Origin of the sequence: Muriicola soli, from assembly GCF_004139715.1 — a bacterium.
Taxonomy (GTDB): Bacteria; Bacteroidota; Bacteroidia; order Flavobacteriales; family Flavobacteriaceae; genus Muriicola; species Muriicola soli.
Map to the genome: position 1 here is coordinate 260,738 of NZ_CP035544.1, position 26,997 is coordinate 287,734.

19 protein-coding genes, 1 tRNA gene and 1 pseudogene are annotated in these 26,997 nt (G+C 43.7%); 16 read left to right on the forward strand and 5 right to left on the reverse strand.

Going from position 1 to position 26,997, the window contains the following annotated elements:
* Nucleotides 1-4: 4 nt before the first annotated feature.
* From EQY75_RS01185 to EQY75_RS01195, 3 genes are all read left to right on the forward strand, one after another.
* A complete protein-coding gene (locus tag EQY75_RS01185; protein WP_129602123.1) occupies nt 5-727 on the forward strand; it encodes a copper homeostasis protein CutC in 723 nt (240 codons plus the stop codon).
* 54 nt (nt 728-781) lie between these two features.
* Nucleotides 782-2,011: a metallophosphoesterase gene (locus tag EQY75_RS01190; protein ID WP_129602124.1), complete on the forward strand. Its 1,230-nt coding sequence runs from the start codon at nt 782-784 to the stop codon at nt 2,009-2,011.
* A gap of 92 nt (nt 2,012-2,103) precedes the next feature.
* The gene (locus EQY75_RS01195; RefSeq protein ID WP_129602126.1) at nt 2,104-2,400 is read left to right on the forward strand and encodes a thioredoxin family protein; all 297 of its coding nucleotides are present in this window, start codon (nt 2,104-2,106) and stop codon (nt 2,398-2,400) included.
* 38 nt (nt 2,401-2,438) lie between these two features.
* On the opposite strand, the pseudogene EQY75_RS01200 reads toward EQY75_RS01195, so the two are convergent.
* Nucleotides 2,439-5,773 (reverse strand): annotated as a pseudogene (locus tag EQY75_RS01200) (glycosyltransferase family 117 protein).
* A gap of 169 nt (nt 5,774-5,942) precedes the next feature.
* On the opposite strand from EQY75_RS01200, the gene EQY75_RS01205 reads away from it, so the two are divergent.
* Nucleotides 5,943-6,014: transfer RNA gene (locus EQY75_RS01205), tRNA-Gln, on the forward strand.
* A 39-nt stretch (nt 6,015-6,053) separates the two neighbouring features.
* Here the strand turns inward: EQY75_RS01205 and EQY75_RS01210 are convergent.
* A complete protein-coding gene (locus EQY75_RS01210; RefSeq protein ID WP_129602128.1) occupies nt 6,054-7,373 on the reverse strand; it encodes a cation:proton antiporter domain-containing protein in 1,320 nt (439 codons plus the stop codon).
* A 208-nt stretch (nt 7,374-7,581) separates the two neighbouring features.
* Here EQY75_RS01210 and rimP point away from each other — a divergent pair, with 208 nt between their 5' ends.
* Genes rimP through infB form a run of 3 tightly spaced genes read left to right on the forward strand, consistent with a single transcriptional unit; the run spans nt 7,582 to nt 12,003 of the window.
* Complete coding sequence (gene rimP / locus EQY75_RS01215; RefSeq protein WP_129602130.1) at nt 7,582-8,043, forward strand: ribosome assembly cofactor RimP; 462 nt, start codon at nt 7,582-7,584, stop codon at nt 8,041-8,043.
* 12 nt (nt 8,044-8,055) lie between these two features.
* On the forward strand, nt 8,056-9,288 hold the full coding sequence (gene nusA, locus EQY75_RS01220; RefSeq protein WP_129602132.1) for a transcription termination factor NusA: 1,233 nt from the start codon (nt 8,056-8,058) through the stop codon (nt 9,286-9,288).
* A 42-nt stretch (nt 9,289-9,330) separates the two neighbouring features.
* Complete coding sequence (gene infB, locus EQY75_RS01225) at nt 9,331-12,003, forward strand: translation initiation factor IF-2 (protein ID WP_129602134.1); 2,673 nt, start codon at nt 9,331-9,333, stop codon at nt 12,001-12,003.
* 69 nt (nt 12,004-12,072) lie between these two features.
* On the opposite strand, the gene EQY75_RS14140 is transcribed toward infB, so the two are convergent.
* Together EQY75_RS14140 and EQY75_RS14145 are read right to left on the reverse strand one after the other, a co-directional pair.
* Nucleotides 12,073-12,318, reverse strand: a complete 246-nt coding sequence (locus tag EQY75_RS14140; protein WP_342774070.1) for an SPOR domain-containing protein — start codon at nt 12,316-12,318, stop codon at nt 12,073-12,075.
* Nucleotides 12,231-12,440, reverse strand: coding sequence for a hypothetical protein (locus tag EQY75_RS14145; protein ID WP_246019939.1), 210 nt, complete (start codon nt 12,438-12,440; stop codon nt 12,231-12,233). The genes EQY75_RS14140 and EQY75_RS14145 overlap by 88 nt, the downstream gene beginning before the upstream one ends.
* A gap of 232 nt (nt 12,441-12,672) precedes the next feature.
* Here EQY75_RS14145 and EQY75_RS01235 point away from each other — a divergent pair, with 232 nt between their 5' ends.
* The 9 genes from EQY75_RS01235 (at nt 12,673) to EQY75_RS01275 (ending at nt 25,331) form a co-directional block, all read left to right on the forward strand.
* Nucleotides 12,673-14,049 carry a c-type cytochrome gene (locus EQY75_RS01235; RefSeq protein ID WP_129602135.1) on the forward strand — a complete coding sequence of 459 codons (1,377 nt, stop codon included), beginning with the start codon at nt 12,673-12,675 and terminating at the stop codon, nt 14,047-14,049.
* Between the two features lie 35 nt (nt 14,050-14,084).
* Nucleotides 14,085-17,177 (forward strand): TAT-variant-translocated molybdopterin oxidoreductase, encoded by a 3,093-nt coding sequence (locus EQY75_RS01240; RefSeq protein ID WP_129602137.1) that lies wholly within the window; start codon nt 14,085-14,087, stop codon nt 17,175-17,177.
* 35 nt (nt 17,178-17,212) lie between these two features.
* A complete protein-coding gene (gene nrfD / locus EQY75_RS01245; protein WP_129602139.1) occupies nt 17,213-18,937 on the forward strand; it encodes an NrfD/PsrC family molybdoenzyme membrane anchor subunit in 1,725 nt (574 codons plus the stop codon).
* 2 nt (nt 18,938-18,939) lie between these two features.
* Entirely contained in the window at nt 18,940-19,464 is a 525-nt protein-coding gene (locus EQY75_RS01250) for a DUF3341 domain-containing protein (RefSeq protein WP_129602141.1), read from the forward strand.
* A gap of 10 nt (nt 19,465-19,474) precedes the next feature.
* Complete coding sequence (locus tag EQY75_RS01255; protein WP_129602142.1) at nt 19,475-20,035, forward strand: c-type cytochrome; 561 nt, start codon at nt 19,475-19,477, stop codon at nt 20,033-20,035.
* A 16-nt stretch (nt 20,036-20,051) separates the two neighbouring features.
* Nucleotides 20,052-21,395 carry a quinol:cytochrome C oxidoreductase gene (locus EQY75_RS01260; protein ID WP_129602144.1) on the forward strand — a complete coding sequence of 448 codons (1,344 nt, stop codon included), beginning with the start codon at nt 20,052-20,054 and terminating at the stop codon, nt 21,393-21,395.
* 28 nt (nt 21,396-21,423) lie between these two features.
* Entirely contained in the window at nt 21,424-22,482 is a 1,059-nt protein-coding gene (locus EQY75_RS01265; RefSeq protein ID WP_129602146.1) for a cytochrome c oxidase subunit II, read from the forward strand.
* Between the two features lie 50 nt (nt 22,483-22,532).
* Nucleotides 22,533-24,353 (forward strand): cytochrome c oxidase subunit I, encoded by a 1,821-nt coding sequence (locus EQY75_RS01270; protein WP_129602148.1) that lies wholly within the window; start codon nt 22,533-22,535, stop codon nt 24,351-24,353.
* Between the two features lie 138 nt (nt 24,354-24,491).
* Nucleotides 24,492-25,331 carry a GIN domain-containing protein gene (locus EQY75_RS01275; protein WP_129602150.1) on the forward strand — a complete coding sequence of 280 codons (840 nt, stop codon included), beginning with the start codon at nt 24,492-24,494 and terminating at the stop codon, nt 25,329-25,331.
* Nucleotides 25,332-25,384: 53 nt separating this feature from the next.
* Here EQY75_RS01275 and pckA read toward each other — a convergent pair whose 3' ends face one another.
* Complete coding sequence (gene pckA, locus EQY75_RS01280; protein ID WP_129602152.1) at nt 25,385-26,986, reverse strand: phosphoenolpyruvate carboxykinase (ATP); 1,602 nt, start codon at nt 26,984-26,986, stop codon at nt 25,385-25,387.
* Nucleotides 26,987-26,997 lie beyond the last annotated feature (11 nt).

A 26,997-nucleotide genomic window follows, 5' to 3' on the forward strand; every position in this document is an offset into this window, starting at 1 on the left:
GAAAATGATAGTAGAAGTCTGCGCAAATTCACTGGAGTCGGCCCTCAACGCAGAACGAGCAGGAGCTCAGAGAATTGAGCTTTGTGCCGAACTTCCTGCCGGGGGTATTACGCCCTCCTTTGGCCTAATCAAAAGTGTAAAGGAAGAGCTTAATATCCCGATACATGTTCTTATAAGACCCAGGAGTGGCGACTTTACCTATTCCCGGGCAGAATTCAAGACCATGCTTGAAGATATTGCTGTCTGCCGCGACCTACAAGTTGATGGGATAGTCTCAGGTATTTTAAGTTCAGATGCTGAAGTAGATTGGGAGCGAACACAAAGGCTTATTGATCAGAGTGGTAAATTGTCTTTTACCTTTCACCGCGCATTCGACTGGGCGACTCATCCTATGGAAACCCACCTGCGTTTGCAAGAAATGGGCGTCAATAACATACTCTCCTCGGGACAGGCACATACGGCGATAGAGGGGATTGATTTATTAGGCGAGCTCAATGCACAGGCAGCCGAATGTGTGATTATGCCCGGATCCGGTATCAACGATAAGAATGCACTTATTTTCAAAAGCAGGGATTTTAAAGCCATCCACCTATCTGCTACAAGTATCATCACGAATACTCCATCTATACCTGCTTTATCTATGTTGTCTCCCAGAACAATGAAAGAGAATGAAGTGCTGCTCACCGACCCGGAATTATTGAAAAAAGTAATTGAAATCGTTAATTAAGTCTAAAACAGCAACCCGGGACTGGGGTAAGTAAATATATTTGTAAAAAAAGTTATGCTTCGATGGATCGTATTTATAGCCATTTATTTTATGATGGGATATTATTCTCTTCAGGCTATAAAAACTGCGTCCCGATTTCCGTGGGTCTATTTTGCCTTTATGGCACTGAGCCTTTTGGTCCTGGGTAACTTTGTTTATCAATTTACTTTTGGTATTAATGATGGTAGAGTTCTCAGCAGGCCGAGGAGTTATGCCTTTGGTTTTCTGATCGCCATGATGACCTTTCAGATCATCACCATCATCTTCCTGTTTTCCGAAGATATTTTCAGACTCATTTCTGGCGGAATTCAAAGGGTATTTGGCTCTTCTTCCGAATTCAGCCTTCCGGCGCGCAGACGGTTTTTAAGCATTATGGCTATGGGCATTGCAGCTGTCCCCTTTGGTGCTTTGCTCTACGGCATGTATCGCGGCAAGTACAATTTTCAGGTACTGAGCTATGATCTCGAATTTGAGGACTTACCCGATGCCTTTCACAATTATCAGATCACTCAGATATCTGACCTTCACAGTGGTAGTTTTGACAATCGTAAAAAAATTGAATACGCCGTAAACCTCATCAACGAGCAGCAAAGTGATGTGATCCTGTTTACCGGCGATATGGTGAATAACGTGGCTCTTGAAATGGAACCATGGAAGGCCCTGTTTTCAACCCTTAATGCAAAAGATGGAAAATTTTCTATTCTTGGTAATCACGATTATGGGGATTATGTAAAATGGGAAACGACTGCTTTACAAAAACAGAATCTCGATGATCTCAAGGGCATACAAGCGGAAATGGGTTTTGATCTTCTGCTGAACGATCACCGCTATCTACAGAAAGGGAAGGACAAACTGGCTCTGGTTGGGGTAGAGAACTGGGGTAGAGGAGGTTTTAAAAAGGCTGGAGATTTAAACAAAGCAGTGAGTGGTATCCATGAGAATGATTTCAAGATCCTTATGAGTCATGACCCATCACATTGGGAAGACGTGGTCATCCATCATGACTATCATTATCATTTAACCCTGAGTGGCCATACCCACGGGATGCAGTTCGGAATTGAAATTCCCGGGTGGGTTAAATGGAGTCCGGTAAAATGGCGCTATAAATACTGGGCAGGAATTTATGAAGAGCTTGGGCAGTATATCAATGTTAACCGGGGTTTTGGCTTTTTGGGATACCCAGGACGAGTGGGGATCTGGCCTGAAATTTCCGTGATCCGGCTTAAAAAGAAAGGTATGGCTTAAAACTTACTCGATCAGCACAAATACAAAACTTCCGCTTTTATTAGCTTTTTAACTATTTTTCTTACTTTTGATTTATAACCCAACTTGAAACTATGTCTAAATTCGGTGAACTCATAGATCTCAATGTTCCGGTCCTACTTGATTTCTATGCTGAATGGAACGAACAGTCTACTTCGATGCACCCGGTGCTCAGGGATGTTGCAGCCGCTTTGGGCGACAAGGGCAAGGTGATCAAAATTGACGTTGACAAAAACAAGGAGCTTTCGCAGGCCCTGCGTGTTAAAGGCCTTCCAACCTTGATGATCTACAAGAAGGGCGAAATGGTATGGCGTCAAAGTGGAGAACAGGACGCGAATACCTTGATCGGTATTCTCAACGAGTATATCTAGACTTCCCTCTGATTTAAAGAAATCTCAACAGGAAAAATTCAATTTCCGGGATCTGCTACATCTCCTACCTGAGTGGCGTCTTCCATAATAGTATCCGATACAGGCATAGTGTCTATCAGGTCTCCTTCCGGTCCATTTTCTTCTGGTAAATCCTCGAGGATATCCTCCTGGTAGAAATGACTAAACTGGTCGATGTGATCATTGAAGATAGCAGTTTCTTTTTCGGCCATTTCCCGGTCGTTATTTTCTATCAGGATGTCAATGATCCTCCTGTAGCCTTCCATATCTCCTATGATATCTTCCAAATTATTGTACTGTTCATCCAGAGGTGTACCCTGGTAATAATTGAGTCTGCTCTGGTAGATCGCTTTTAATTTTTCGAAAAGACCCCTGGCTTTCTGAGTTTCGCCTACCTTGTAATATCCGTCGAAGAAAGGTTCCACAAAAGTGTAAAAACCATAATACTCTACAGGGAGATTTTTCATGGTAAGGTCGATGATCTCCTTAGCTTTATCGATCTTGTTTTCGTTGATCAGTGCCTCCACCAAACGAGCCAGATTGCTCCTAAGGGAAAGTCCCTGTGTCCGGGTCTGGGTATCGTGGTAAATTTCTGAGCTGCCTGAATTTCCCCATTCCCATCCTTTTACAATCCTGTACATCTCATCAGTATCAATGCGCCCCATTTCATAAGAACTTGGATTTTGTGTTTTGATGGGCACGAGTTTATAGGCCATTCCTTCGAGTTGCAAATAGTCCTTCATCCAGATATACTCGGCTTTGTCAAAGCTCCCCCTGAAAAATAGATAGGCCTTTTCCAATCGTTGTTGGCCATAATATCCAACATCATAATTCGATTCTTAGGCAATGCCTGGGGCAGGTCGATATCAATGTAATCTACAATAAGTGCAGAATCTTTTTCCTTTACGAGCCCGGACTCCAAAACATTCTTCTTGTTCACCGGAATCCTGATTTTGTTCGTTGGGTAGTAAACAAGATCCAGGGTGCTTTCTGAATAACCACTGAGGTCTGCACCTTGTTTCTCCAGCAGAGAACCGAGTTTTGTCTGGGGGTTGTTACTCCCAATCCAGTTCATAAAGTCTTTGATGTCCCATCGTTTATCAGTAATGCCCTGATAATAAATAACATCCCTGTTGCCATATCGATACAGGTCGTGCGTAAGTTGGGAAGGAATAGGGTCACTTCTGTAGGCCTTCCTCTTCATTTGATCTACGTACCAGTCTGTGGCAAAAAGGCTGGTGCATATGACCCGTACGTCATTTCGGTACCCTTCAATTTCCTGAACATACCACAGCGGGAAGGTGTCGTTATCACCAATGGTAAACAACATTGCCCCTGCCTCTTCCTGACAAGAATCGAGATAGGCTTTGGCAGCCGCCCTGGCCGTGTACTTACCCGAACGGTCATGGTCGTCCCAATTCTGGTAGGCCATCACTCCAGGAACACTAAGCAGGCATATCAGGGTGATTAGAGGTGCCCACACTTTGGGCTTTATCAGCTTGCTGAACTCCTCGTAGAGGCCATATACACCAATGCCGATCCAAATTGCAAAAATATAAAATGAGCCTACCAGCGAATAATCCCTTTCCCGGGGCTGGAAGATATAGGGGTTGGTATAAAACTGGATGGCAATTCCTGTAAAAATAAAAAAGACGAATAGCACCCAGAATTGTTTGGGGTCCTTGGAGATCTGAAAAACAAGACCAATGATCCCCAGAAGCAAGGGAAGGAAAAAGTAGGTATTTCTCCCTTTGTTCTCCAGTACATCCTTAGGGAGGTTTTCCTGGCTGCCCAGTCTCAGGCTATCGATAAATCCAATGCCACTTAACCATTCTCCATTTCCGTTATATCGTCCCTGTACATCGTCTTGTTTGCCCACGAAATTCCACATAAAATAGCGCCAGTACATATATCCGAATTGAAACTGTACCATGTACTTTATATTCATCCAGAGGGATGGTGGTTGCACTTCCAGGTATTCTCCAAATTGTCTCAGGAAACTGATGTATTGGGCCTCGTCAATTTCACCATTGGCATATCCTACTTTAACCTGGTTGACCGCTTTTTGTAATTCCTCATTACTCGTGGTCATACGAAACTCGAGCGGACCAAAAAACTTCATGTAATTCTCGGCGTGCTGATCACTCCACAATCTTGGGAGCAAGCCTTGATGAGCTTCATTTGGTCCCTGGATGGCACCCTTGTATTTGTTCACTATGATGTACTTCCCAAGGGCTTCATCTTTTTCGTATTTGGGTTTGTCGTCCCGGTCCTCGCCTGGAGGGGCAAAGGCATCAGAGTAATATGTGCCGTAGACGGGGCTATCTACCCCGGGATATTGCTCCCGGTTGTAATAGGCTAACAGCGACCTGGCATCTGACGGATTATTTTCATTGATCACCACATTGGCATTGGCCCGGATGGGCAGCATCAGCCAGGAAGAAAATCCGAGGAATAGAAACATCCCGCAAAGCACGAGGGTATTCGCTCTTATGTAATTATTTTTCCGTGTATATCGCAAGGCGTAATAAAACACTCCGATAAAGATCAGCCCCATAATAAGGGTACCTGAATTAAAAGGAAGACCTATGCTGTTGATAAAGAAAACCTCACTCCATCCAAATAGTTTAAGCACATAGGTAAGGGAGAATTTATAGACAAGCATGAGTACAGCTATGACCGCGATATTGGCAAGTAAAAAATTCTTGATGGTTGTCTTTTTGTATTTTTTAAAATAATAGAGCAAGCCTATAGAAGGGATAGCCAAAAATCCCATAAACTGTATCCCAAATGTAAGTCCGACTACATATGATATCAGTACGAGATACTTGTTTCCTCTGGGATGGTCCAGGTTATCGGTCCATTTCAGACCCAGCCAAAGTAGGAGGGACATGATAAAACTGGCCATGGCATAGACCTCTGTTTCCACAGCATTAAACCAAAAACTATCGGAAAAGGTAAGTGCCATAGAACCTACCAGACCGCTGCCCAATACGGCAATGGCCTTTGTGTCAGTCAAGGCTTCAGATTTTGAAATCAATTTTCTGGTGAGATTGGTGATGGTCCAGAACATAAAAAGGATGGTAAATGCACTCGAAAAAGCGGACATATAATTTACCATTCTGGCCACCTGATCGGCTTCCATGGCAAACATGGCAAAGAAGGCTCCGATAATCTGAAATAAAGGGGCTCCCGGGGGGTGGGCAACTTGTAATTTTGCGGAAGTTGTAATGTATTCTCCGGCATCCCACCAACTACCGGTAGGTTCAACCGTAAGGCCGTAAACTATTAGGGCTATAAAAAAGACTCCCCATCCCATTAGAGAGTCCCATTTATTAAAATTTTTCGATACCATCAGGTCTTACTTTTACCAATAGGAGCGAAATTACTAATTAAAAAATTTATTGGGATCAATATTTGTTAAACCTTTAACGCGTGGCACAGCATAAAATCGGGAGGATTGTAAATAAAAATATTTGTGCAAACGAAACTTTGTCTTAAATTTGCACGCTCTTAAACATCATTGGCCTATGGTGTAATTGGCAACACAGCTGGTTTTGGTCCAGTCGTTCTAGGTTCGAGTCCTAGTAGGCCAACAGCTGAGCTCGAAGACCCATCGTGAAAGCGATGGGTTTTTACGTTTCAGGATCTTCTTCAATGGGATCTATTCTATCTACTTCAGGGGCAGTATCTGATCCTTCAAGTACGACTGTAGCTTTTTCCTTATCCAGAATGTCCTTTTCCTCATCGGCCAGGTCCACTAGCGTTTTTGTTTTCTTTTTATCCTTTATCATTGCCCAGGTCATGATTAGGCTGGTACCGATAATTACAAAGAGAAGGATTCCGGGTTCAAAGGTGGCAATTTGGGCTTCCGCCGGAATCGCATAGAAAAGCAGGACAGTTATTAAACCCCTTGGGGCGATAAAAAGCTGAGGTAGAATATCACTGCCGTAGAAGGTCCGAAGAATTACGAAGCGTACCACATATATAGATAGGATAATCAGCAAGCTGATCAACGCAACGGTAAAGCTAAAAAGCGAAGCGATAGCTATAGTGAGACCAAAAATGACAAAGAAAAATGTCCTGACCACAAATGCCGTTTCCAGGGTTACGATATGCAACTCGTGATATATGCGATGTGCCTTCTCATGATCCAGAAAAGTAGCGAATTTGCCCCTGAAGAACAATTTCATATTTGCAATGACCAGACCAAAGATCAAAATGATCAAGAGGGAGGACAAGTGCAATTGTTTACCTATGGCATATAATAGGAGTAAAACCGCGATCAGGAGAAATAGTTTGGCCTGACTCTTAATAGTTTGGAATACCAGGATGATGGCATAACTGGCTATGATCGAAATAACAATAGTTAAAAGAATATTGAGGGCAAAACCACCTGCACCGCCTTGTGAGGCCGGATTCATCTCACCTACCAGAAAATAGAACATCATGATCCCCATGATATCTGAAAAGGTGCTTTCATAGATGTGAAATTCCTTTTTGGACGGTACCAGTCCGCTTACACTGGGAATTATGATGGCGCTTGACAGAATCGACAAAGGAGTTGCGTAAAGCCAGGCCGACTGCATGCTCATGTCAGGGACGAACTGATGTAGAATTAGAGCTGCGAGGTATGCCGAGCCCAGAAGTCCGATAAGCGCAACAGCCATCGACTTGAGAATAGGGACCAGTTTTTCCTTTTTTAATTCGAGTTCTAGCGCTGCTTCCAGAACGATCATTATAAGTCCGATGATCCCAAGGACCTCAAGAGCCGGAAAAAAATCGACCTTGTCAGAGGTGAAATAGGAGAGGACAAATTGCAAGATCACCCCTAGGAAAATCAGTAAGAGGACAGAAGGAATATTTGTCCTTTTTGAAATTCCATTGAAAATAAACGAGAGGATGAGGATTACAGACGCCTCAATTATAATATTGTAAGAAGAGAAAACATCCATGTGAGGAAGTTGATTAGGGAGTTAATATGTAAAATAAAAGTACAACTAAATCCAGAATACAAAGGCACTGTACACTTTATTTATAATTCCCAACGACTGCTTTTTGAGTTTAAAATATTAATAAAAATTATGTATATTTGCACCACTGAAAGGATAGTAAAGTATTCATGAGGGGACAATTTAGTCCCCTCTTTTGTTACTTATATTTATGTTGAAGGAACAAGCAGAGGCTTTATTGGACGAGGTTTTAAAGGAGCATCCGGAACTTTTTCTTATCGATTTTACGGTGAGTTCGGCCAATCAGATTAAAATAGTGATTGACGGAGATAAAGGGGTGAACCTGGAAGATTGTATGACGGTAAGCAGGGCCATTGAACATAACCTGGACAGAGAAGCCATTGATTTTTCATTGGAAGTGACCTCTCCGGGGGCCACTGAACCACTGACCATGCCACGGCAGTACGGAAAAAATATCGGGAGAACACTGGAGGTGAAGACTTCGGAGACTACTGTAAAAGGAACTTTGGTTTCTGCAGAAGAAGAAGGAATAACACTGGAATGGAAAGCGAGGGAACCCAAACCTATCGGGAAGGGAAAAACCACAGTTTTAAAAAGCGTGATGGTCCCGTTTTCAGAAATTATAAAAGCGAACGTAGTACTTAAATTTTAATTTTAGATCAGAATGGAAAATATCGCATTGATCGAATCATTCTCGGAATTCAAAGATGACAAATTCATCGACCGGGTAACCCTTATGGCAATTTTAGAAGATGTGTTCAGAAATGCCCTAAAAAAGAAATTTGGATCGGATGACAACTTTGATATCATTATCAATCCGGATAAAGGGGATTTGGAGATTTGGAGAAACCGGGTCGTTGTTGAAGATGGTGAGGTAGAAGAACCTAACGAACAAATATCTCTATCAGAAGCCAGGAAAATTGAACCCGATTTTGAAGTTGGGGAAGACGTTTCTGAAGAAGTGAAACTAATCGATCTGGGAAGGCGAGCCATTCTGGCCCTCAGACAAAATCTGATCTCTAAAATACACGAGCACGACAACACAACTATATACAAGCAATTTAAGGATCTGGAAGGCGAGATATACACCGCTGAGGTTCACCACATCAGACATAAGGCAATTATTTTGCTCGATGATGAGGGCAACGAAATTATTCTTCCCAAGGACAAGCAGATTCCTTCTGACTTCTTCAGAAAAGGGGATAATGTGAGGGGAATTATCGAAAGTGTGGAGTTAAAAGGGAACAAGCCTATGATTATTATGTCTAGAACTTCCCCCACCTTTCTGGAACAGTTGTTTTTTCAGGAAATTCCGGAAGTATTTGACGGCCTAATTACTATTAAGAAGGCGGTTCGGATTCCAGGTGAAAAGGCGAAAGTGGCCGTAGATTCCTACGATGACCGAATTGATCCTGTTGGAGCTTGCGTGGGAATGAAAGGATCTCGTATTCACGGGATTGTAAGAGAACTGGGCAATGAGAATATCGATGTGATCAACTGGACGAATAACCCTCAACTAATGGTTACCCGATCCCTGAGTCCTGCTAGGGTGTCAACGGTAAAATTGAATGATGAAAACATGACGGCCCAGGTTTATCTAAAGCCCGAAGAAGTTTCCAAGGCGATAGGTCGCGGGGGGCACAATATACGTTTAGCTGGTCAGTTGACCGGTTACGAGATTGACGTCTTTAGAGAAGGCGTTGAAGAAGATGTGGAACTCACGGAATTCTCTGACGAAATTGAAGCCTGGATTATTGAAGAATTAAAGAAAATAGGTCTGGATACAGCCAGAAGTGTTTTGGAACAGGATGTGGAAGATCTTGTAAAAAGGACAGATCTCGAGGAAGAAACCATACTCGATGTGGTACGTATCCTAAAGGCCGAGTTTGAAGATTAAGCTATATATTAGCGAAAAAAAATAAGAGAGTAAACAGTATTTATGGCAGACAGTGCGACAATAAGGCTTAACAAAGTTCTGAGAGAACTTAACATCTCCCTGGATAGGGCGGTTGATTTTCTTGCCTCCAAAGGGCATGAAATTGACGCGCGCCCTACTACGAAAATTTCGGAGGAGGTGCATCAGGTTCTCTTGGATGAATTCCAAACCGACATGAGCAAGAAGGTTGCTTCTATCGAAGTTGGGGAGGAAAAGCGTAAAGAGAAGGAGGCTATAAGACTACAACTCGAACAAGAACAGGAAGAAAGGCGTCTGGCTCGTGAAAAGAGAGCTGCAGCCTCTGAAGTAGTTAAAGCCAAGGCTGATCTTTCAGGCCCGAAAATGGTGGGTAAGATCGATCTTGAAAAAGATAAAAAATCCAAAGCGAAAGAAGAAGTAGCTGAGCCTGAAGCTCCTGTTGAAACAGAGGCTATAAAGGAGGCAGCTCCGGCCGCTAAACCTGAAAAGAAAAAAGCGAAAGCAGCTAAACCTGCTGAGAAAAAGGTTGAAGAAGAGGAGAAAGAGGAGAAGCCGGAGGCGATAGAAACAAATTATCAAAAACTCTCGGGCCCCAAAATCATGGGGGATAAGATAGACCTCACCAAGTTTGAAAAGCCCAAAAAGAAAAAGGAGGCTGCTTCTAAGCCAGATCCACAGGACAGGAAGAAAAGAAGGAAACGAATCATAAGTGATTCAGGACCTCGTGGCGGAAGACGAGGCAAACCCGGTGATAAAAGAGGATCAAGAGCAGGAGTTACATCTAAGGTAGAGCCCACAGAGGAAGAAGTACAAAAACAGGTTAGGGAAACCCTGGAAAAATTACAGGGGAAGTCCAAAAAAGGCAAAGGGGCAAAATACAGAAGAGACAAAAGAGACCAGCACAGGCAACAATCTGAAAAGGATCTCGAGCAACTCGAATTGGACAACAAAGTCCTGAAGGTTACCGAGTTTGTAACGGTAGGTGAAGTGGCCACTATGATGGACGTTCCTACTACTCAGATTATCTCGGCCTGTATGTCACTGGGGATCATGGTAACCATGAATCAGCGCCTCGACGCGGAAACGCTTTCAATAGTTGCAGAGGAATTTGGCTATGAGGTCGAATTCGTTACAGCCGATATTGAGGAGTCTATTGAAGAAGAAGTTGATGCGCCGGAGGATCTCAAACCAAGAGCCCCTATCGTTACCGTAATGGGACATGTGGATCACGGAAAGACTTCACTTCTGGATTATGTAAGACAGGAAAATGTAATTGCCGGCGAGAGTGGTGGGATTACCCAGCATATAGGTGCCTATGGAGTGCAATTGGAGAACGGTCAAAAGATCGCATTCCTCGATACTCCCGGTCACGAAGCCTTTACCGCGATGCGGGCAAGGGGAGCACAGGTAACAGATATTGCTATTATCGTGATAGCCGCTGATGACGACATTATGCCTCAGACCAAGGAGGCGATTAGTCATGCCCAGGCAGCTAGTGTACCCATTGTTTTCGCTATCAACAAAATAGACAGGCCCAACGCCAATCCAGAGAAGATCAAGGAAGGCTTGGCTGCAATGAATCTTCTGGTTGAAGACTGGGGAGGTAAAATACAATCACATGATATTTCGGCCAAGACGGGAGAAGGGGTAAAGGAATTGCTTGAGAAGGTAATTCTGGAAGCCGAATTGCTCGAGCTGAAGGCCAATCCGGATAAACTCGCAACAGGAACGGTTGTAGAAGCCTTTCTCGATAAGGGAAGAGGGTATGTATCTACCGTCCTGGTCCTTGCAGGAACATTGAAAATTGGAGATTATGTCCTGGCAGGAACCTGTAGTGGGAAAGTAAAAGCAATGCAGGACGAACGCGGTAAATCAGTTGATGAAGCAGGTCCGTCCACCCCTATTTCTATTTTGGGATTAGACGGAGCTCCGCAAGCCGGTGATAAATTTAACGTCCTGGATGACGAGCGTGAAGCAAAACAAATTGCTGCCAAGAGAAGTCAGTTACTCAGAGAGCAATCTGTTAGAACACAGCGACATATCACTCTTGATGAGATTGGACGTAGAATTGCGTTAGGTGATTTCAAAGAACTGAACATCATCCTTAAAGGGGATGTAGATGGTTCTGTGGAAGCCTTAACAGATAGTTTCCAAAAACTGTCTACTGACGAGATACAAGTAAACATTATCCACAAAGGTGTGGGTGCGATCACTGAATCGGATGTGCTTCTGGCTTCTGCTTCTGATGCCATTGTCATCGGGTTTAATGTAAGACCTATGGGCAATGCACGGGATATTGCAGATAAAGAAGAGATCGATATCAGGATGTACTCCATCATTTACGATGCCATCAACGATCTCAAAGATGCGATGGAAGGGATGTTATCACCCGAGATTAAAGAAGAGATTACCGGAACTGCTGAGATCAGGGAAACCTTTAAGATCTCCAAGATCGGTACTATTGCAGGGTGTATGGTGACCAGTGGAAAGATTTTCAGAAACTCCAATATCCGACTCATCAGAGATGGGGTAGTGATCTATACGGGAGTACTCGCGTCTCTGAAACGTTTTAAAGACGACGTGAAGGAAGTTAGTAAAGGTTATGACTGCGGACTTCAGATTAAGAATTACAACGATATCAAAGAGAATGACATCGTTGAAGCCTTTCAGGAAGTCGCCGTTAAAAAGACCCTGTAAAAAAGAGGAATTTAAATAAAAAACCCTTGCTTTCGGCAAGGGTTTTTTTATGGTATTACGTGGCTCGTCTCAATTATTGGAAATGGGTTTGAGGATAATGGATTGCGGATATTTCTTTCGAACTTCGGCGAAAGTCCGCTCCACGTCTAGTTTGTTTTTAAACCTGCCCAAATGCACTCTGTAGGTGGGGGAATCAAAAATAATTTTAGTGCCAAATTGAGGAAAATCTACGGAAGCATCATCTTGAAGAATGGTTGCCTCGGCATAAGATCCAAAACCAATCTGAATTGTGTAATAAGCAGTTTTGGAATTGATTTTTTATAGATTTCTAGGAGCTCTGTTATCTCAGGATCTTGTTCAACTGTGACTACCCCGTTTTGTGCATGACCCAAGAAAGGGATTAAGACCAAAAGTAAGGTGTATAAGGCGTTTTTCATAGGGTGTGATGATTGAAATTAAAAGCTATTGACAAAGGTAATTCATTAGGGCTTAGACAGAATAGGGAAAGCTTATTTAGAATAGGTATAAATTATGAATTATCGATAGTTAAGGATTTCCCAAATAAAGTCTATGTCGTATTTTTGACCCCAATAAAATTGGCGATAAGCTTATATTTTTACTAGCATAAAGAAATTATCGTGCCAATGTTTCGATAGAAATAATTTCAATATGAAAAAGGTTCCGTACCGCACTCAGATTTCTACATTTTTCGGGATTTTCGCAGTAGTTCTACTACTTACTTCTAACTTTTCATTCGCTCAAGATCAGGCGGTTGCCGCAGCAGAGACTGCTGAAGCGTCGGCTGAAACAACTGCGGGAGGCGATGCAGTGAAGGGAAAACAGCTCTTTAATCAGAATTGTGCTGCCTGCCACGCGTTAAACCGGAAGATGACGGGTCCTGCCCTGGCCAATGTGGAAGCAAGGCTGGCTGAAGAAGAAGGACTTGACAAAGAATGGATGTACGCCTGGATTAAGAACAGTGCAGGAATGATTGCCTCCGGTGATGCCTACGCGAACAAAATATACGAGGAGTACAACCAGGCGGCAATGACCGCATTTCCCACTCTCAGCAATGAGGATATCGATAACATTCTGGCTTACACCGCAGCTCCTCCACCTGCTCCTGCTCAAGCCGTAGCTACAGTGGCAGCTCCTGCCGGAGGTGCACCTACATCAGGTATTACGAACGAAGTGATCCTCGGAGCACTTGTCCTGGTTTTCGGACTCCTGGTCATGATGCTGATCCTGGTCAATACTACTTTGAGAAGAATAGCAGAGGCCAATGGAGTAGTAGTAGAAAAAGCTAAGGCCGAAAAGAGAACGCCAATCTGGAAGGCATTTGCGCAAAATCAATTCCTGGTTTTAGTTTCGACCATTTTCCTCCTACTGGCTAGTGCTTATTACGCATATGGCTGGATGATGCAGATTGGAGTAGACCAAGGGTATCAGCCAATTCAGCCTATCCACTATTCGCACAAGATCCACGCCGGAGACAACAAGATTGAATGTAAATATTGTCATTCTTCTGCAAGGGTTTCCAAGCATTCGGGTATCCCTTCCCTCAACGTGTGTATGAATTGTCACAAGTCGATTTACGAATACAAAGGGAATCCCGAAGGTCCAACACCTGAAGATCTGGCTAATGGCTACACCAACGAATTCTATACGGCGGAGATTAAAAAGCTCTATAAAGCCGTAGGGTGGAATGAAGAAGAACAAAGGTATACAGGGGAATCTAAACCTGTGGAATGGGTTAGGATCCACAATTTACCGGATCTCGCGTATTTCAATCATTCACAGCACGTGACTGTTGCAGGAATCGAATGTCAGACCTGTCACGGCCCGGTGGAAGAAATGGAGATCATGTATCAATACTCCCCACTTACCATGGGCTGGTGTATTAATTGTCACAGGGAGACCAATGTCAACGTGGAAGACAATGCGTACTATGAAAAAATTCACGAGGCTTTGTCTGAGAAATACGGGGTTGAGAGCCTGACTGCTGCACAACTCGGCGGACTCGAATGTGGGAAGTGTCACTATTAAGAACAAATCAAAGAAGCTAATTACAGATAGATCGTATGGCATCAAATAAAATATACTGGAAAAACGAGGCGGACCTTACTCCTGCTGATTCCAATATTCAGAAGCTAAGAGATAATGAGTTTCCTGAAGAAATTCCGGTAGATGAATTTCTGGGAGACAAGCAACGTCTGTCAGATTCGAAAACCAACAGGAGAGACTTTCTTAAATACGTTGGCTTCAGTACCGCAGCAGCTTCTCTTGCCGCTTGTGAAGGTCCTGTAATTAAATCGATTCCTTACGTGGTCCAGCCAGAGCAGATTATTCCCGGCGTGGCCAACTACTATGCCACCACCATGGCCAATGGATTTGATTTTGCCAGCATCCTGATCAAGACCAGGGAAGGACGACCCATAAAAGTTGAAAACAACAAAGAAGCAGCGACCAATGGAGGAGCCAATGCCAGAGTGCAGGCTTCTGTCCTTTCTTTATACGATAGCACAAGACTTCAGGGGCCCCTTTCAAATGGGGAGCCTGCGGAATGGGCTGTTCTCGATGCCTCCGTTAAGGCAAGGCTCGGATCGCTGAACGGTTCTGGAAAACAAGCTGTTTTACTCACCCAGACCTATGCAAGTCCTTCAACAGAAAAACTTATAGCCGACTTTATTGCTGCCAATCCCAATGCGAAGCACATCACTTATGATGCGATATCCGAGGATGCTGCATTAGATGCTTTTGAAATGGCTTATGGGGAAAGAGCACTGGCTGATTATCATTTTGAAAAAGCAGATCTTATCGTCTCTTTCGGCGCTGATATTCTTTCTGATTGGCAGGGTGGAGGTTATGATGCCGGATATTCCAGAGGTCGTGTCCCCAAAAACGGGAAGATGTCAAGGCATATACAGTTTGAAGCGAATATGTCGCTGAGCGGCGCTAATGCCGATCAAAGAGTACCGCTGAAACCTTCAGAACAGAAAAAGGCCCTGGCTGCTTTATACGGGACGTTGAACAACAGCAGAGTAAGTACAGACCTGAGCGAAGGAACCCTGGCAATGGTAAATAATGTTGCTGCTGAAATCAGGAGTAAAGGCAACAAAGCAGTTGTCGTCAGTGGTTTGGATGATGTAAATGTGCAACGCGTAGTCCTGGCAATCAATGAGATGTTGGGAAGTGAAGCTTTTGATCCTCAGGCTCCAAAATACATCAGAAAAGGAAAGAATACAGAAGTACAGCAACTGATTGCTGATATGAACGCCGGAAACGTAGGTTTGCTTGTGATGGACGGGGTAAACCCGATGTATACTTTGCCCAATGCCGAAGAATTTGCTGCGGGCATGGAGAAAGTTGAACTTTCAGTTACTTTTTCTACCAATTGGAACGAAACTACTGAGCGCAGTCAGTTTACCGCTGCCGCTAATCACTACCTCGAATCGTGGGGTGATGTTCAGATGAAAAAGGGACATTACAGCCTGATGCAGCCTACGATCAAAGAATTATTTGATACTCGTCAATTCCAGCAGGCTCTGCTGATCTGGATGGGTAGCGATCAAACTTATTACGATTATATCAAAGCACATTGGACCGAGTCTGTTCTCGGTACTGATTCCTGGAATAAGGCTTTGCACGATGGGATTTACTCTGCGTCGTCTGCTGAAGAAGCAACCGTAGGAGAGGCCTCTGAGGAGACCAGTTCAATGAACGATGTCTTATCTCAGGCAATACAAAATCTAGCATCTACCACCTCAGAAGGAATGGAACTTATATTGTATTCCAAAGTGGGTATGGGCGACGGTCAACAGGCCAACAACCCCTGGCTTCAGGAATTCCCTGATCCCATTACCAGGGTTTCCTGGGATAATTACCTTACTCTATCCAAAGCTGATGCTAATCAATTAGGAATCGTCAATGAGACGGTAGCTAACGGCGGGTTAGACGGTAGCTATGCCAACGTCACAGTCAACGGAGTAACCCTGAACAACGTCCCTGTGATCATTCAACCGGGGCAGGCTCGCAATACGGCAGGCCTTTCCTTTGGTTATGGCAGGATGGTAGGTATGAAAGAGGAGATGCAAACCGGTGTTAACGCATTCTCGGTCTACAATAATTTTAATTCTACTCAATCTGTTCAGATTGAAAAGGCGAGCGGAATGCACGAATTTGCATGTATCCAATTGCAAAATACCCTGATGGGTAGAGGTGAGATCATCAAAGAGACCACCCTTGAAAAATACAATACTGAAGACGCTCACGAGTGGAACCATGTCCCTGAAGTTTCCTTGAATCACCAGGAAGTTCCGGCTACAACTGTCGATCTGTGGGAATCTTTTGACCGATCCATCGGGCATCACTTTAATATGTCAATAGACCTGAACGCATGTACAGGTTGCGGGGCATGTGTGATCGCCTGTCATGCCGAGAACAATATTCCTGTAGTTGGGAAAAGCGAAGTACGCAAGTCCAGGGATATGCATTGGTTGCGAATCGACAGATACTATTCTTCAGAAGATACTTTTGCAGATGACAATACAAAGAAAGACGAATTCTCCGGGGCCTTCGAATCAAAATCAGGCTTTGAAGAAATGGAGCGAGCTGCTGAAAACCCACAGGTGGCATTTCAGCCTGTAATGTGCCAGCATTGTAATCACGCTCCCTGTGAAACTGTTTGTCCGGTGGCGGCAACATCGCACAGCCGTCAAGGACAAAACCATATGGCCTACAACAGATGTGTGGGAACAAGGTATTGTGCAAACAACTGTCCTTATAAAGTAAGACGATTTAACTGGTTCCTCTATAACAATAATGATGAGTTTGATTACCATATGAACAACGATCTTGGGAAAATGGTGATCAACCCTGACGTAACGGTAAGGTCGAGAGGTGTAATTGAGAAATGTTCGCTCTGTATTCAGATGACTCAGAAAACCATACTCGATGCCAAGCGCGAAGGACGTATGATTAAAGATGGAGAATTCCAGACCGCTTGTTCAAATGCATGTAGTAATGGAGCCATTGTCTTTGGGGATATTAATGATAAAGCAAGTCAGGTAGCCGAGTTGAAGAAGGAAGACAGGATGTACCATTTGCTGGAGGCAGTAGGAACTAAACCCAACGTATTTTACCACGTGAAGGTGAGAAATACAAACGAAGCGTAATTAAGAAATAAAGAACCTAACTATAACAAAAATCTATGGCGTCGCATTACGAAGCACCTATTAGAAAACCCCTTGTTATTGGAGACAAGAACTACCACGACGTTTCGGTAGATATCGCAGCTCCAATAGAAGGAAGGGCCAACAGGCAGTGGTGGATTGTCTTTTCCATAGCCCTGGCTGCACTCCTATGGGGAATTGGTGCTATTATTTATACCATTTCCACGGGTATTGGTACTTGGGGGCTAAACAAGACGGTTAACTGGGCCTGGGATATCACCAACTTCGTATGGTGGGTAGGTATCGGGCATGCAGGAACCCTGATTTCCGCTGTACTATTACTCTTCCGCCAAAAGTGGAGAATGGCGATCAACAGGTCGGCCGAGGCCATGACCATCTTTTCTGTGATCCAGGCGGGACTCTTCCCGATCATTCACATGGGAAGACCATGGTTAGCTTACTGGGTGGTTCCAATTCCAAATCAGTTTGGATCCCTATGGGTGAATTTCAACTCTCCCTTACTGTGGGACGTTTTTGCGATCTCAACGTATTTATCTGTATCACTCGTATTCTGGTGGACAGGACTTCTTCCCGATTTTGCCATGATTCGCGACAGGGCAGTTAAACCCTTCCAGAAAAAGATCTACGGCCTTGTTAGTTTTGGCTGGACCGGAAGAGCAAAAGACTGGCAACGATTTGAAGAAGTATCCCTGGTTCTTGCCGGTTTGGCAACACCACTTGTACTTTCAGTGCATACCATCGTATCATTCGACTTTGCCACTTCCGTTATTCCGGGATGGCATACCACCATCTTTCCGCCATACTTTGTTGCCGGGGCGATATTTTCCGGCTTTGCAATGGTTCAGACCTTGCTTATCATAATGAGGAAAGTTTGTAGCCTGGAAGCATATATCACGGTACAACACATAGAGTTGATGAATATCGTGATCATGGTAACCGGGTCTATCGTAGGATGTGCTTATATCACGGAATTGTTTATCGCCTGGTATTCAGGTGTGGAATATGAACAATACGCCTTCTTAAACCGTGCAACAGGACCTTATTGGTGGGCGTATCTGCTCATGATGAGTTGTAATGTTGTATCACCGCAGGTGATGTGGTTTAAAAAGATCAGAACGAGTATTGTGATCTCCTTTGTGATTTCCATCGTGGTAAACATTGGAATGTGGTTTGAGCGATTTGTAATTATCGTAACCTCCTTGCACAGGGATTACCTTCCGTCTTCATGGACGATGTTCTCTCCAACATTTGTCGATATTGGTATTTTTATAGGAACAATAGGATTTTTCTTTGTCCTCTTCCTGCTTTACGCCCGAACATTCCCGGTAATCGCACAGGCTGAGGTCAAATCCATCTTGAAATCATCAGGTTCAAAATACAAGAAACTTAGAGATGCGGGTCAGCCTTTATATCAAATGCCGACCGAAATTGCTCCTGCAAGGGAAGTTGAGGTCGCCGAGGTTACCAAACCCGAAGAAACAGCAAAAGTGGGTGACCTGCTTTCAAAACTGGGAACCTTTGACCCTGATACTGACAAAGCCGATGACCTGAAGAAAGTGAAGGGGATTGGTCCAAAAATGGAACAGACCCTTAACCAGATCGGGATTTACACCTTTGCTCAGGTGAGTAGGATGACGGATACGGAATATCGTATGCTGGATGAAATTACCGGGGCATTCCCCGGAAGGGCACAACGAGACGACTGGGCAGGACAGGCAATGAAACTAAATAAGAAATCGTAATTATGGCCTCTAAAGTTATACATGCTTATTACAACGATGATGACATCCTCATGCAGGCTGTTAAAAAGGTGAAAACCACCAAGCATCATATTGAGGAAGTGTATTGCCCTTTTCCGGTTCACGGACTGGACAAAGCGATGGGACTGGCGCCAACCAGGATTGCGATTACATCATTTATGTATGGCTGCCTGGGCTTGATTGTGGCTATAGTGATGATGAATTACATCATGATTGAAGACTGGCCTCAGGACATAGGAGGGAAACCTAGTTTTACCTATATCCAAAACATGCCGGCCTTTGTGCCTATCATGTTTGAGCTTACGGTCTTCTTTGCGGCACACCTTATGGTGATCACCTTCTACCTACGAAGTAGATTGTGGCCATTTAAAAAGGCAGAAAATCCGGATGTGAGAACCACGGATGATCATTTTGTAATGGAAATAGAAGTTTATTCCGGCGATGAAAAAGGATTGATGACGATGTTGCAGGAATCAGGCGCTGTAGAAATAAATCAGGTAGAAAAGTAGTACTGGACATATGAAGAAAATACTGAAAATAGGAATTTTATTCGCGGCTGTAATAGCGATGGTTTCCTGCGCCGACAAGGATAGCCGAAACTATCAGTACATGCCCAATATGTATTTCCCTGTAGGTTATGAAACCTATCAGGAAGTAGATTTTCTGCCAAGCGGTACGGAAGCGATGAAACCGGCTGAGAATTCAATTTCAAGAGGTTGGCTTCCCTATGAATTTGCTAACGACCTGGAAGGAAAAGACCTGGCTAGGTTGCAACCAAGTCCGCTCGATTCCCTTAACGCCGAGGAAAACCTCGCTGTTGGGAAAGAGTTATACGATATATACTGTGCTATTTGTCATGGAGCAAAAGGTGCAGGACAGGGTACTTTGGTAAAAAGGGAGAAAATTCTGGGTGTTCCTTCTTATGCAGATGCTGCAAGGAATATCAACGTGGGCTCAACCTATCACACCATTTATTACGGACTTAATTCCATGGGATCTTACGCAGGGCAACTGGATTATACCGAGCGTTGGCAAGTGGCCGAATACGTGATGAAATTGAAGCAGGACCTAACTAAATAAGACACAGACATAAACTATGTATACGTTTTCTAACAGATTAAAAATCGGAGCAATTGTTCTTATGGCCCTCGGGGTTGTTGGGATGGGTGTTGGATTTGTCACTGTTCCTTCTACTCCGGAAGAAGCCAGGAACATGGTTGCGGCTCATGATGACGGCCATGGAGATTCTCATGCAGAAGAAGGGGAGCATCCGGCGGCTGCAAGTGAACACCCGGCAGAAGATGCAGGTCATGCTGCTGCTTCCGGTCATGATGCTGCTCACGATGAACACCTGATGCACCAACTACAAAACAGACCCTGGTCTGCAGTGTATGTGGCCGCTTTCTTCTTCTTTATGATCGCCCTGGGCGTGCTGGCATTTTACGCCATTCAGCGTGCTGCACAGGCAGGATGGTCGCCCTTACTCTTTAGAGTCATGGAAGGCATTACGGCATATCTGGTTCCCGGAGGTATTATAATGTTTGTACTCTTGATCCTATCTGTAATGCATTTCAATCATATGTTTGTATGGATGGACTCTGAGGTTGTTGCAGAGGATGCATTGTTGCAAGGAAAAGCAGGATATCTTGATCCCACCTTTTTCCTGATAAGAGCCGCTATTTTTCTGGGCGGATGGATTCTGTACAGGGAAGTGTCGAGAAGGTTGTCCCTGGCTCAGGATGAAGCCGATGACAACCGTAATTTTGTAAAGAATTTCAGATGGGCAGCAGGCTTCCTGGTTTTTTATCTGGTTACAGAATCGATGATGTCATGGGATTGGATAATGAGTATCGATCCACACTGGTTTAGTACATTGTTTGGCTGGTATATATTTGCAGGAATGATGGTTTCAGGGATCACAGTTATCGCTATAATTACCATCTACCTTAAATCTAAAGGCTATCTGCCCGATGTGAATGACAGCCATATCCACGATTTGGCGAAATTCATGTTTGGTTTCAGCATTTTCTGGACGTACCTTTGGTTCAGTCAGTTTATGTTGATCTGGTACGCCAATATTCCTGAGGAAGTGACCTATTTTGTGACCAGAATAGAGGATTATAACTTGCCCTTCTTTGGAATGGTTGCCATGAATTTTGTTTTCCCGCTACTCCTCTTAATGAACAGCGATTACAAGAGGATTAACTGGTTTGTGGTAATGGCGGGTATCGTGATCCTCGCAGGACACTATGTAGATGTCTTTAACATGGTTATGCCGGGAACAGTAGGAGATCAGTGGTCTATTGGCATACCTGAGTTTGGAGCAGTTTGTTTCTTTGCCGGGATATTTATTCTTTGGGTTTTCAGAGCACTTACCAAAGTGCCTTTGCAGCCCAAGAGAAATCCGTTTATTGAGGAAAGCAGACATTTTCACTATTAATGATTACAGAAACTTATTAGTTTAGATAATGACGACATTACTTACGATTCTTGTTTTAATTCTAGTGGCAATTGCGATCTGGCAGATGACCAAGATCTTTGAATTGTCCCAGATTAAAGCGGAGACCTCTCAAGTGGCGAATGATAAGGACAATAAGTACAATGGGTACCTTATGTTTGCCTTCTTGATCTTTATTTACGCAATCACGATTTTCAGTTTCTGGAAATACACCAAGGTGTTACTTCCCGAGGCGGCTTCAGAGCATGGTTCAGAATACGACAGCTTGATGCTCTGGTCCTTTGTGATTATCTTTTTTGTTCAAACCGTAACACAGGCATTGCTGCATTACTTTTCGTATAAGTACAAAGGAGAAAAAGGGAAGAAAGCCCTTTTCTATGCTGATAATGACCGCCTGGAATTTATATGGACCATTATTCCGGTTGTCGTTTTGGCCGGACTAATCCTCTGGGGGCTGTACACATGGACCAATATCATGGACGTCAATGACGATGATGACCCTCTTATTGTAGAATTATACGCTCAGCAATTTAACTGGACCGCCAGATACGGTGGTGGTGATAATGTACTGGGAGGCGCAAACGTCAGGATGATTGATATTAACCGGGCAAATGTCCTAGGTTTAGACGAATCAGACCCTTATTCTAACGATGACGTAATTGTAAAGGAGTTACACTTACCCGTTGGGCGAAAAGTAAACTTTAGATTTCGTTCTCAGGACGTATTGCATTCTGCTTACATGCCCCACTTCAGAGCGCAGATGAACTGTGTTCCGGGGATGATTACGGAATTCTCGTTCACCCCTACCATCACAACAGAGGAGATGCGTCTGAACCCTGACGTGGTTGATAAAGTAAAAAGGACAAACGCCATCAGGGCCGAAAGGGCACAAAAAGGCGAACCTAATTCGGAACCATGGGAATTCGACTATATCTTGCTTTGCAACAAGATATGTGGAAAATCGCATTACAATATGCAGATGAAGATCATAGTGGAGACCGAAGAGGAATACAATGCATGGATAGAAAGTCAGCAAACATTTTCGCAGTTAATGGCTTCCATGAATTAAATTAAAAATTAAGGCTAGAAAAGAAAATTAATATAAAATTAAATTAGATTATGTCTGCTACAGCACATGCACCAGTTGATGATCACGCACACGATCATGGACATCATCACAAAGAAACTTTTGTTACCAAATATATCTTTAGTCAGGATCATAAAATGATCTCTAAACAGTACCTGGTAACCGGTTTGATCATGGGGATCATCGGTATTGCCATGTCGCTCCTGTTCAGGATGCAATTGGCATGGCCGGGAGAATCTTTTCCGATATTTGAAGCTTTACTCGGAAAGTGGGCACCTGACGGGGTAATGGACGCTGACGTTTATCTCGCCCTCGTTACCATACACGGTACAATTATGGTATTTTTTGTATTAACCGCAGGCCTCAGTGGTACGTTTAGTAACCTATTAATTCCGCTGCAGATTGGCGCTCGGGATATGGCTTCAGGCTTCTTGAATATGCTATCCTATTGGATGTTTTTTACTTCCAGTGTAGTGATGGTGATTTCCCTTTTTGTTGAAGCGGGCCCTGCGGCAGCCGGATGGACTATTTATCCTCCCCTTAGTGCCTTGCCAATGGCACAACCGGGATCTGGGATGGGGATGACCCTCTGGTTAGTTTCAATGGCCATTTTCATCGCTTCTTCCTTGTTGGGATCACTGAATTATATTGTAACAGTAATCAATTTGAGGACTAAGGGAATGTCGATGACCCGACTTCCATTGACGATCTGGGCATTTTTTGTTACTGCCATTATTGGTGTGGTATCTTTCCCGGTTCTATTATCAGCAGCTCTATTGCTGATCATGGATAGGAGTTTTGGAACGTCATTCTTTCTGTCAGACATCTTTATTCAGGGAGAAGTATTGCATTACCAGGGAGGTTCCCCGGTACTTTACGAACACTTGTTTTGGTTCCTTGGACACCCGGAAGTATATATCGTACTCTTACCGGCACTTGGGATTACATCTGAAGTAATGTCTACAAATGCCAGAAAACCGATTTTTGGTTACAGGGCCATGGTAGCATCAATCCTTGCCATCGCTTTCCTTTCTACTATCGTTTGGGGGCACCATATGTTTATTTCAGGAATGAATCCTTTCCTGGGATCCGTCTTTACGTTTACAACCCTTCTTATTGCAATTCCATCAGCAGTTAAGGCATTTAATTATATCACTACCCTTTGGAAAGGAAATCTGCAACTCAACCCTGCGATGCTCTTTTCCATAGGCTTGGTATCTACCTTCATTACCGGAGGATTAACAGGTATTATCCTTGGAGACAGTACTTTGGATATCAATGTTCACGACACCTATTTTGTTGTAGCCCACTTTCACCTCGTGATGGGAATATCGGCCTTGTACGGTCTATTTGCCGGAGTCTACCACTGGTTCCCTAAGATGTATAAACGCATGATGAACAAAAATCTGGGGTACGTGCATTTCTGGGTAACTGCTATCTGTGCTTATGGAGTTTTCTTCCCCATGCATTTCGTCGGAATGGCCGGAGTACCGAGAAGGTATTATCAAAATACAGCGTTCCCAATGTTTGACGAACTTACGGATGTCAATATTCTGATTACCGTATTCGCCCTTATCGCCGGAGCTGCACAATTGGTATTCCTTTACAATTTTATCCATAGTATGTTCTACGGGAAACCTACTGAACAGAATCCATGGAAATCCAATACTCTCGAATGGACCGCTCCTATAGAGCATATCCACGGGAACTGGGAAGGTGAAATTCCTCACGTACATCGCTGGGCCTACGATTACAGTAAGACCTTGCCTAACGGGGAATACATTATCAAAGACCAGGATTTTGTTCCACAGGATGTTCCTATCCAGGAAGATGAAGAGGAATTACATCATTGACGATCTTTTTAGGCATTAAATCAAACCCATCCTTTGAAACTTCATAGGATGGGTTTTTTGATTTGTAGCGGATGATGTTCCGGTTGTACAATTTGTAATATCTTTAATAGGAATTAAAAAGCGAAAATTCTTCTTCTTATGAAAATGACACTCAGAATACTTACCCTTTTTTTTCTATGTCACAGTATAGGGATACAAGCACAGCGCAAACCGAAAATCAAGGGAAACAGGGAGCTTACAGAAGTTATAAAACCACTTCCTCCCTTTTCATCCATAGAGATCAGAGATGATCTGGACATTGTATTGAGAAGGGCCCCCGAAGAATCGTATCGAATCACAGCCGACGACAACCTTATTGATGTCCTTAAGTTTGAAGTAGAGAATGGAGTCCTGGTAGTCTCCTCGTTTTACCAAATCACCGCAAAAAAAGAATTGTCTATTGAAGTGTCTTATACCCAACTCAACGCCATAAGTCTCTTGGAGGGAAGAATTTCAACTGCGGATGGGGAGAGGATCAGTTCAGAAGAACTAATTGTCGACACCCAGGGGATTTCGCGAATAGAAGTTGACGCTGATGTGGGACAGCTCAAGCTAAACATGAAAGATAATAGTAAGGGCAACTTTAATGTTACTGCCGATAGCCTGTCCCTCCAATTAAAACACAAATCGGATGCTCAGGTATACATCAACTCCTTCTCAAGTTCAATTCAAATAAGGGACAATGCTCTCTTACTAATAGAAGGAACCTCAAATACGCTCAAATTGAGCAGCAAAGACAATGCCCGAATAAGAGCCCAGGACCTCGAGGCTGATCAACTTACAGCTAACCTTGCAGGTTCCTCCGATACAAGGGTTCTGGTTAATGGAGAAGCAGAGCTAAGTCTTTTAGAAAAGGCCAGATGCTATCTTTTCGGGGAACCGGAAATTAAGCTGCTAACTTTTAAAGACAATGCAGAACTTTTTAAAAGAAATAAATAAGGTCCCCTTTCCACAGCGGAAAGAGGACCTTGAAAGAAGGGTTGATTAGTTCCTTATGACTGCATAGACATAGAACTCTTAGGTCCTGCATTCACGATATCGCTATTTACATTCTCTTCAAATTGTTTGAAATTCTCATTAAAGAGGGTGACTAACTTATCTTTTACCTCGTCGTACTTGGCTTTGTCTTCCCAAGTGTTTTTGGGGATCAGTACTTCTGAAGGAACTCCCGGACAAGATTCCGGAATCATAAAGCCGAATTCTTCGTCTTTCAAATAATTTACGTTCTCAAATTCCTTGTGATGAATGGCGTCAATCATGGCCCTTGTATACTTGAGTTTAATTCTCGACCCTACTCCATGAGCACCTCCGGTCCAACCCGTATTTACCAGCCACGCTGTGGCCTTGTGCTCTTTAATTTTCTTCGCGAGGAGTTCGGCGTACTTGTTGGGATGCCACATCATAAATGCTGCTCCAAAACAGGCGCTAAAAGTGGCCTGAGGTTCGGTAACACCCATTTCTGTACCCGCAACCTTTGCCGTATATCCTGAAATAAAGTGATAACTGGCTTGTTCAGGAGTGAGTTTGCTCACAGGAGGTAAAACACCAAAAGCATCACAGGTAAGGAAGATGATATTTTCCGGGTGTCCTGCCACACATGGGATTTGCACGTTCTCGATAAAATCGATCGGATACGATGCCCTGGTGTTCTGGGTGATGGATGTGTCAGTATAATCAACCGCACGGGTTGCCTTGTCGTAAACGACGTTCTCCAGCACAGTTCCAAATCGGATAGCATTAAAAATATCAGGTTCATTATCTGCAGAAAGATTGATCGCTTTCGCATAGCATCCGCCTTCAATATTAAAAGTGCCATCGTCTGTCCAGCAGTGCTCGTCGTCCCCTATGAGTTTTCGCTTTGGATCCGCACTTAGAGTGGTTTTACCGGTTCCCGAAAGTCCAAAGAGGATAGTTACATCGCCCGCATTGCCCACATTAGCAGAGCAGTGCATAGGGAGTACCTCTTCCAAAGGCATTAGATAATTCATAATGGAGAAAATCCCCTTTTTCATTTCTCCTGCGTACTGTGTTCCCAGGATGACCACTTCTTTTTCTTCCAGGTTGAGGTCAACACTGGTTTTGGAGGTCATTTCCGAAGTGTATCGGTTTGCAGGGAATCCGCCACCGTTGAAGATCACATAATCCGGTTCGCCAAAATTAGCCAGTTCATCTGCTGTTGGCATGATCAGCATATTCTGCATAAATAAGGCGTGATATGCCCGGGTACAAATAATTCTAACTTTAAGGCGGTACTTGGGATCCCAACCCGCGAAGGCGTCAACAACGTATATCCTTGGCCGCGTATTTAAGTAGTCCAAAGCTCTTTCCCGGTTGACCATATAGGTGTGTTCATCCAAACCGATATTGATGGCACCCCAGTCGATATTATTTTCTGAATCAGGATTTCTTACGATTCGCTTGTCCTTTGGGCTCCTTCCCGTTTTCTCTCCGGAATAGACCAAAAGGGCACCCACATCCGAGATGGCAGTACCTTTTTCCTGGCGTAAACCTAATTCGTATAGTACAGGAACACTACTATTCCTGTATATCTCTTCTACTTCAATTCCGTACTTTTTTAAATCAAATGTTCCCATGGATTCTAATT

What these genes read in the sequence shown, in the direction of transcription:
- EQY75_RS01185 (WP_129602123.1), top strand. Translation starts at nt 5, where the DNA reads ATGATAGTAGAAGTCTGCGCAAATTCACTGGAGTCGGCCCTCAACGCA.
- EQY75_RS01190 (WP_129602124.1), top strand. Translation starts at nt 782, where the DNA reads ATGCTTCGATGGATCGTATTTATAGCCATTTATTTTATGATGGGATAT.
- EQY75_RS01195 (WP_129602126.1), top strand. Translation starts at nt 2,104, where the DNA reads ATGTCTAAATTCGGTGAACTCATAGATCTCAATGTTCCGGTCCTACTT.
- EQY75_RS01210 (WP_129602128.1), bottom strand. Translation starts at nt 7,373, where the DNA reads ATGGATGTTTTCTCTTCTTACAATATTATAATTGAGGCGTCTGTAATC.
- rimP (WP_129602130.1), top strand. Translation starts at nt 7,582, where the DNA reads ATGTTGAAGGAACAAGCAGAGGCTTTATTGGACGAGGTTTTAAAGGAG.
- nusA (WP_129602132.1), top strand. Translation starts at nt 8,056, where the DNA reads ATGGAAAATATCGCATTGATCGAATCATTCTCGGAATTCAAAGATGAC.
- infB (WP_129602134.1), top strand. Translation starts at nt 9,331, where the DNA reads ATGGCAGACAGTGCGACAATAAGGCTTAACAAAGTTCTGAGAGAACTT.
- EQY75_RS14145 (WP_246019939.1), bottom strand. Translation starts at nt 12,440, where the DNA reads ATGAAAAACGCCTTATACACCTTACTTTTGGTCTTAATCCCTTTCTTG.
- EQY75_RS01235 (WP_129602135.1), top strand. Translation starts at nt 12,673, where the DNA reads ATGAAAAAGGTTCCGTACCGCACTCAGATTTCTACATTTTTCGGGATT.
- EQY75_RS01240 (WP_129602137.1), top strand. Translation starts at nt 14,085, where the DNA reads ATGGCATCAAATAAAATATACTGGAAAAACGAGGCGGACCTTACTCCT.
- nrfD (WP_129602139.1), top strand. Translation starts at nt 17,213, where the DNA reads ATGGCGTCGCATTACGAAGCACCTATTAGAAAACCCCTTGTTATTGGA.
- EQY75_RS01250 (WP_129602141.1), top strand. Translation starts at nt 18,940, where the DNA reads ATGGCCTCTAAAGTTATACATGCTTATTACAACGATGATGACATCCTC.
- EQY75_RS01255 (WP_129602142.1), top strand. Translation starts at nt 19,475, where the DNA reads ATGAAGAAAATACTGAAAATAGGAATTTTATTCGCGGCTGTAATAGCG.
- EQY75_RS01260 (WP_129602144.1), top strand. Translation starts at nt 20,052, where the DNA reads ATGTATACGTTTTCTAACAGATTAAAAATCGGAGCAATTGTTCTTATG.
- EQY75_RS01265 (WP_129602146.1), top strand. Translation starts at nt 21,424, where the DNA reads ATGACGACATTACTTACGATTCTTGTTTTAATTCTAGTGGCAATTGCG.
- EQY75_RS01270 (WP_129602148.1), top strand. Translation starts at nt 22,533, where the DNA reads ATGTCTGCTACAGCACATGCACCAGTTGATGATCACGCACACGATCAT.
- EQY75_RS01275 (WP_129602150.1), top strand. Translation starts at nt 24,492, where the DNA reads ATGAAAATGACACTCAGAATACTTACCCTTTTTTTTCTATGTCACAGT.
- pckA (WP_129602152.1), bottom strand. Translation starts at nt 26,986, where the DNA reads ATGGGAACATTTGATTTAAAAAAGTACGGAATTGAAGTAGAAGAGATA.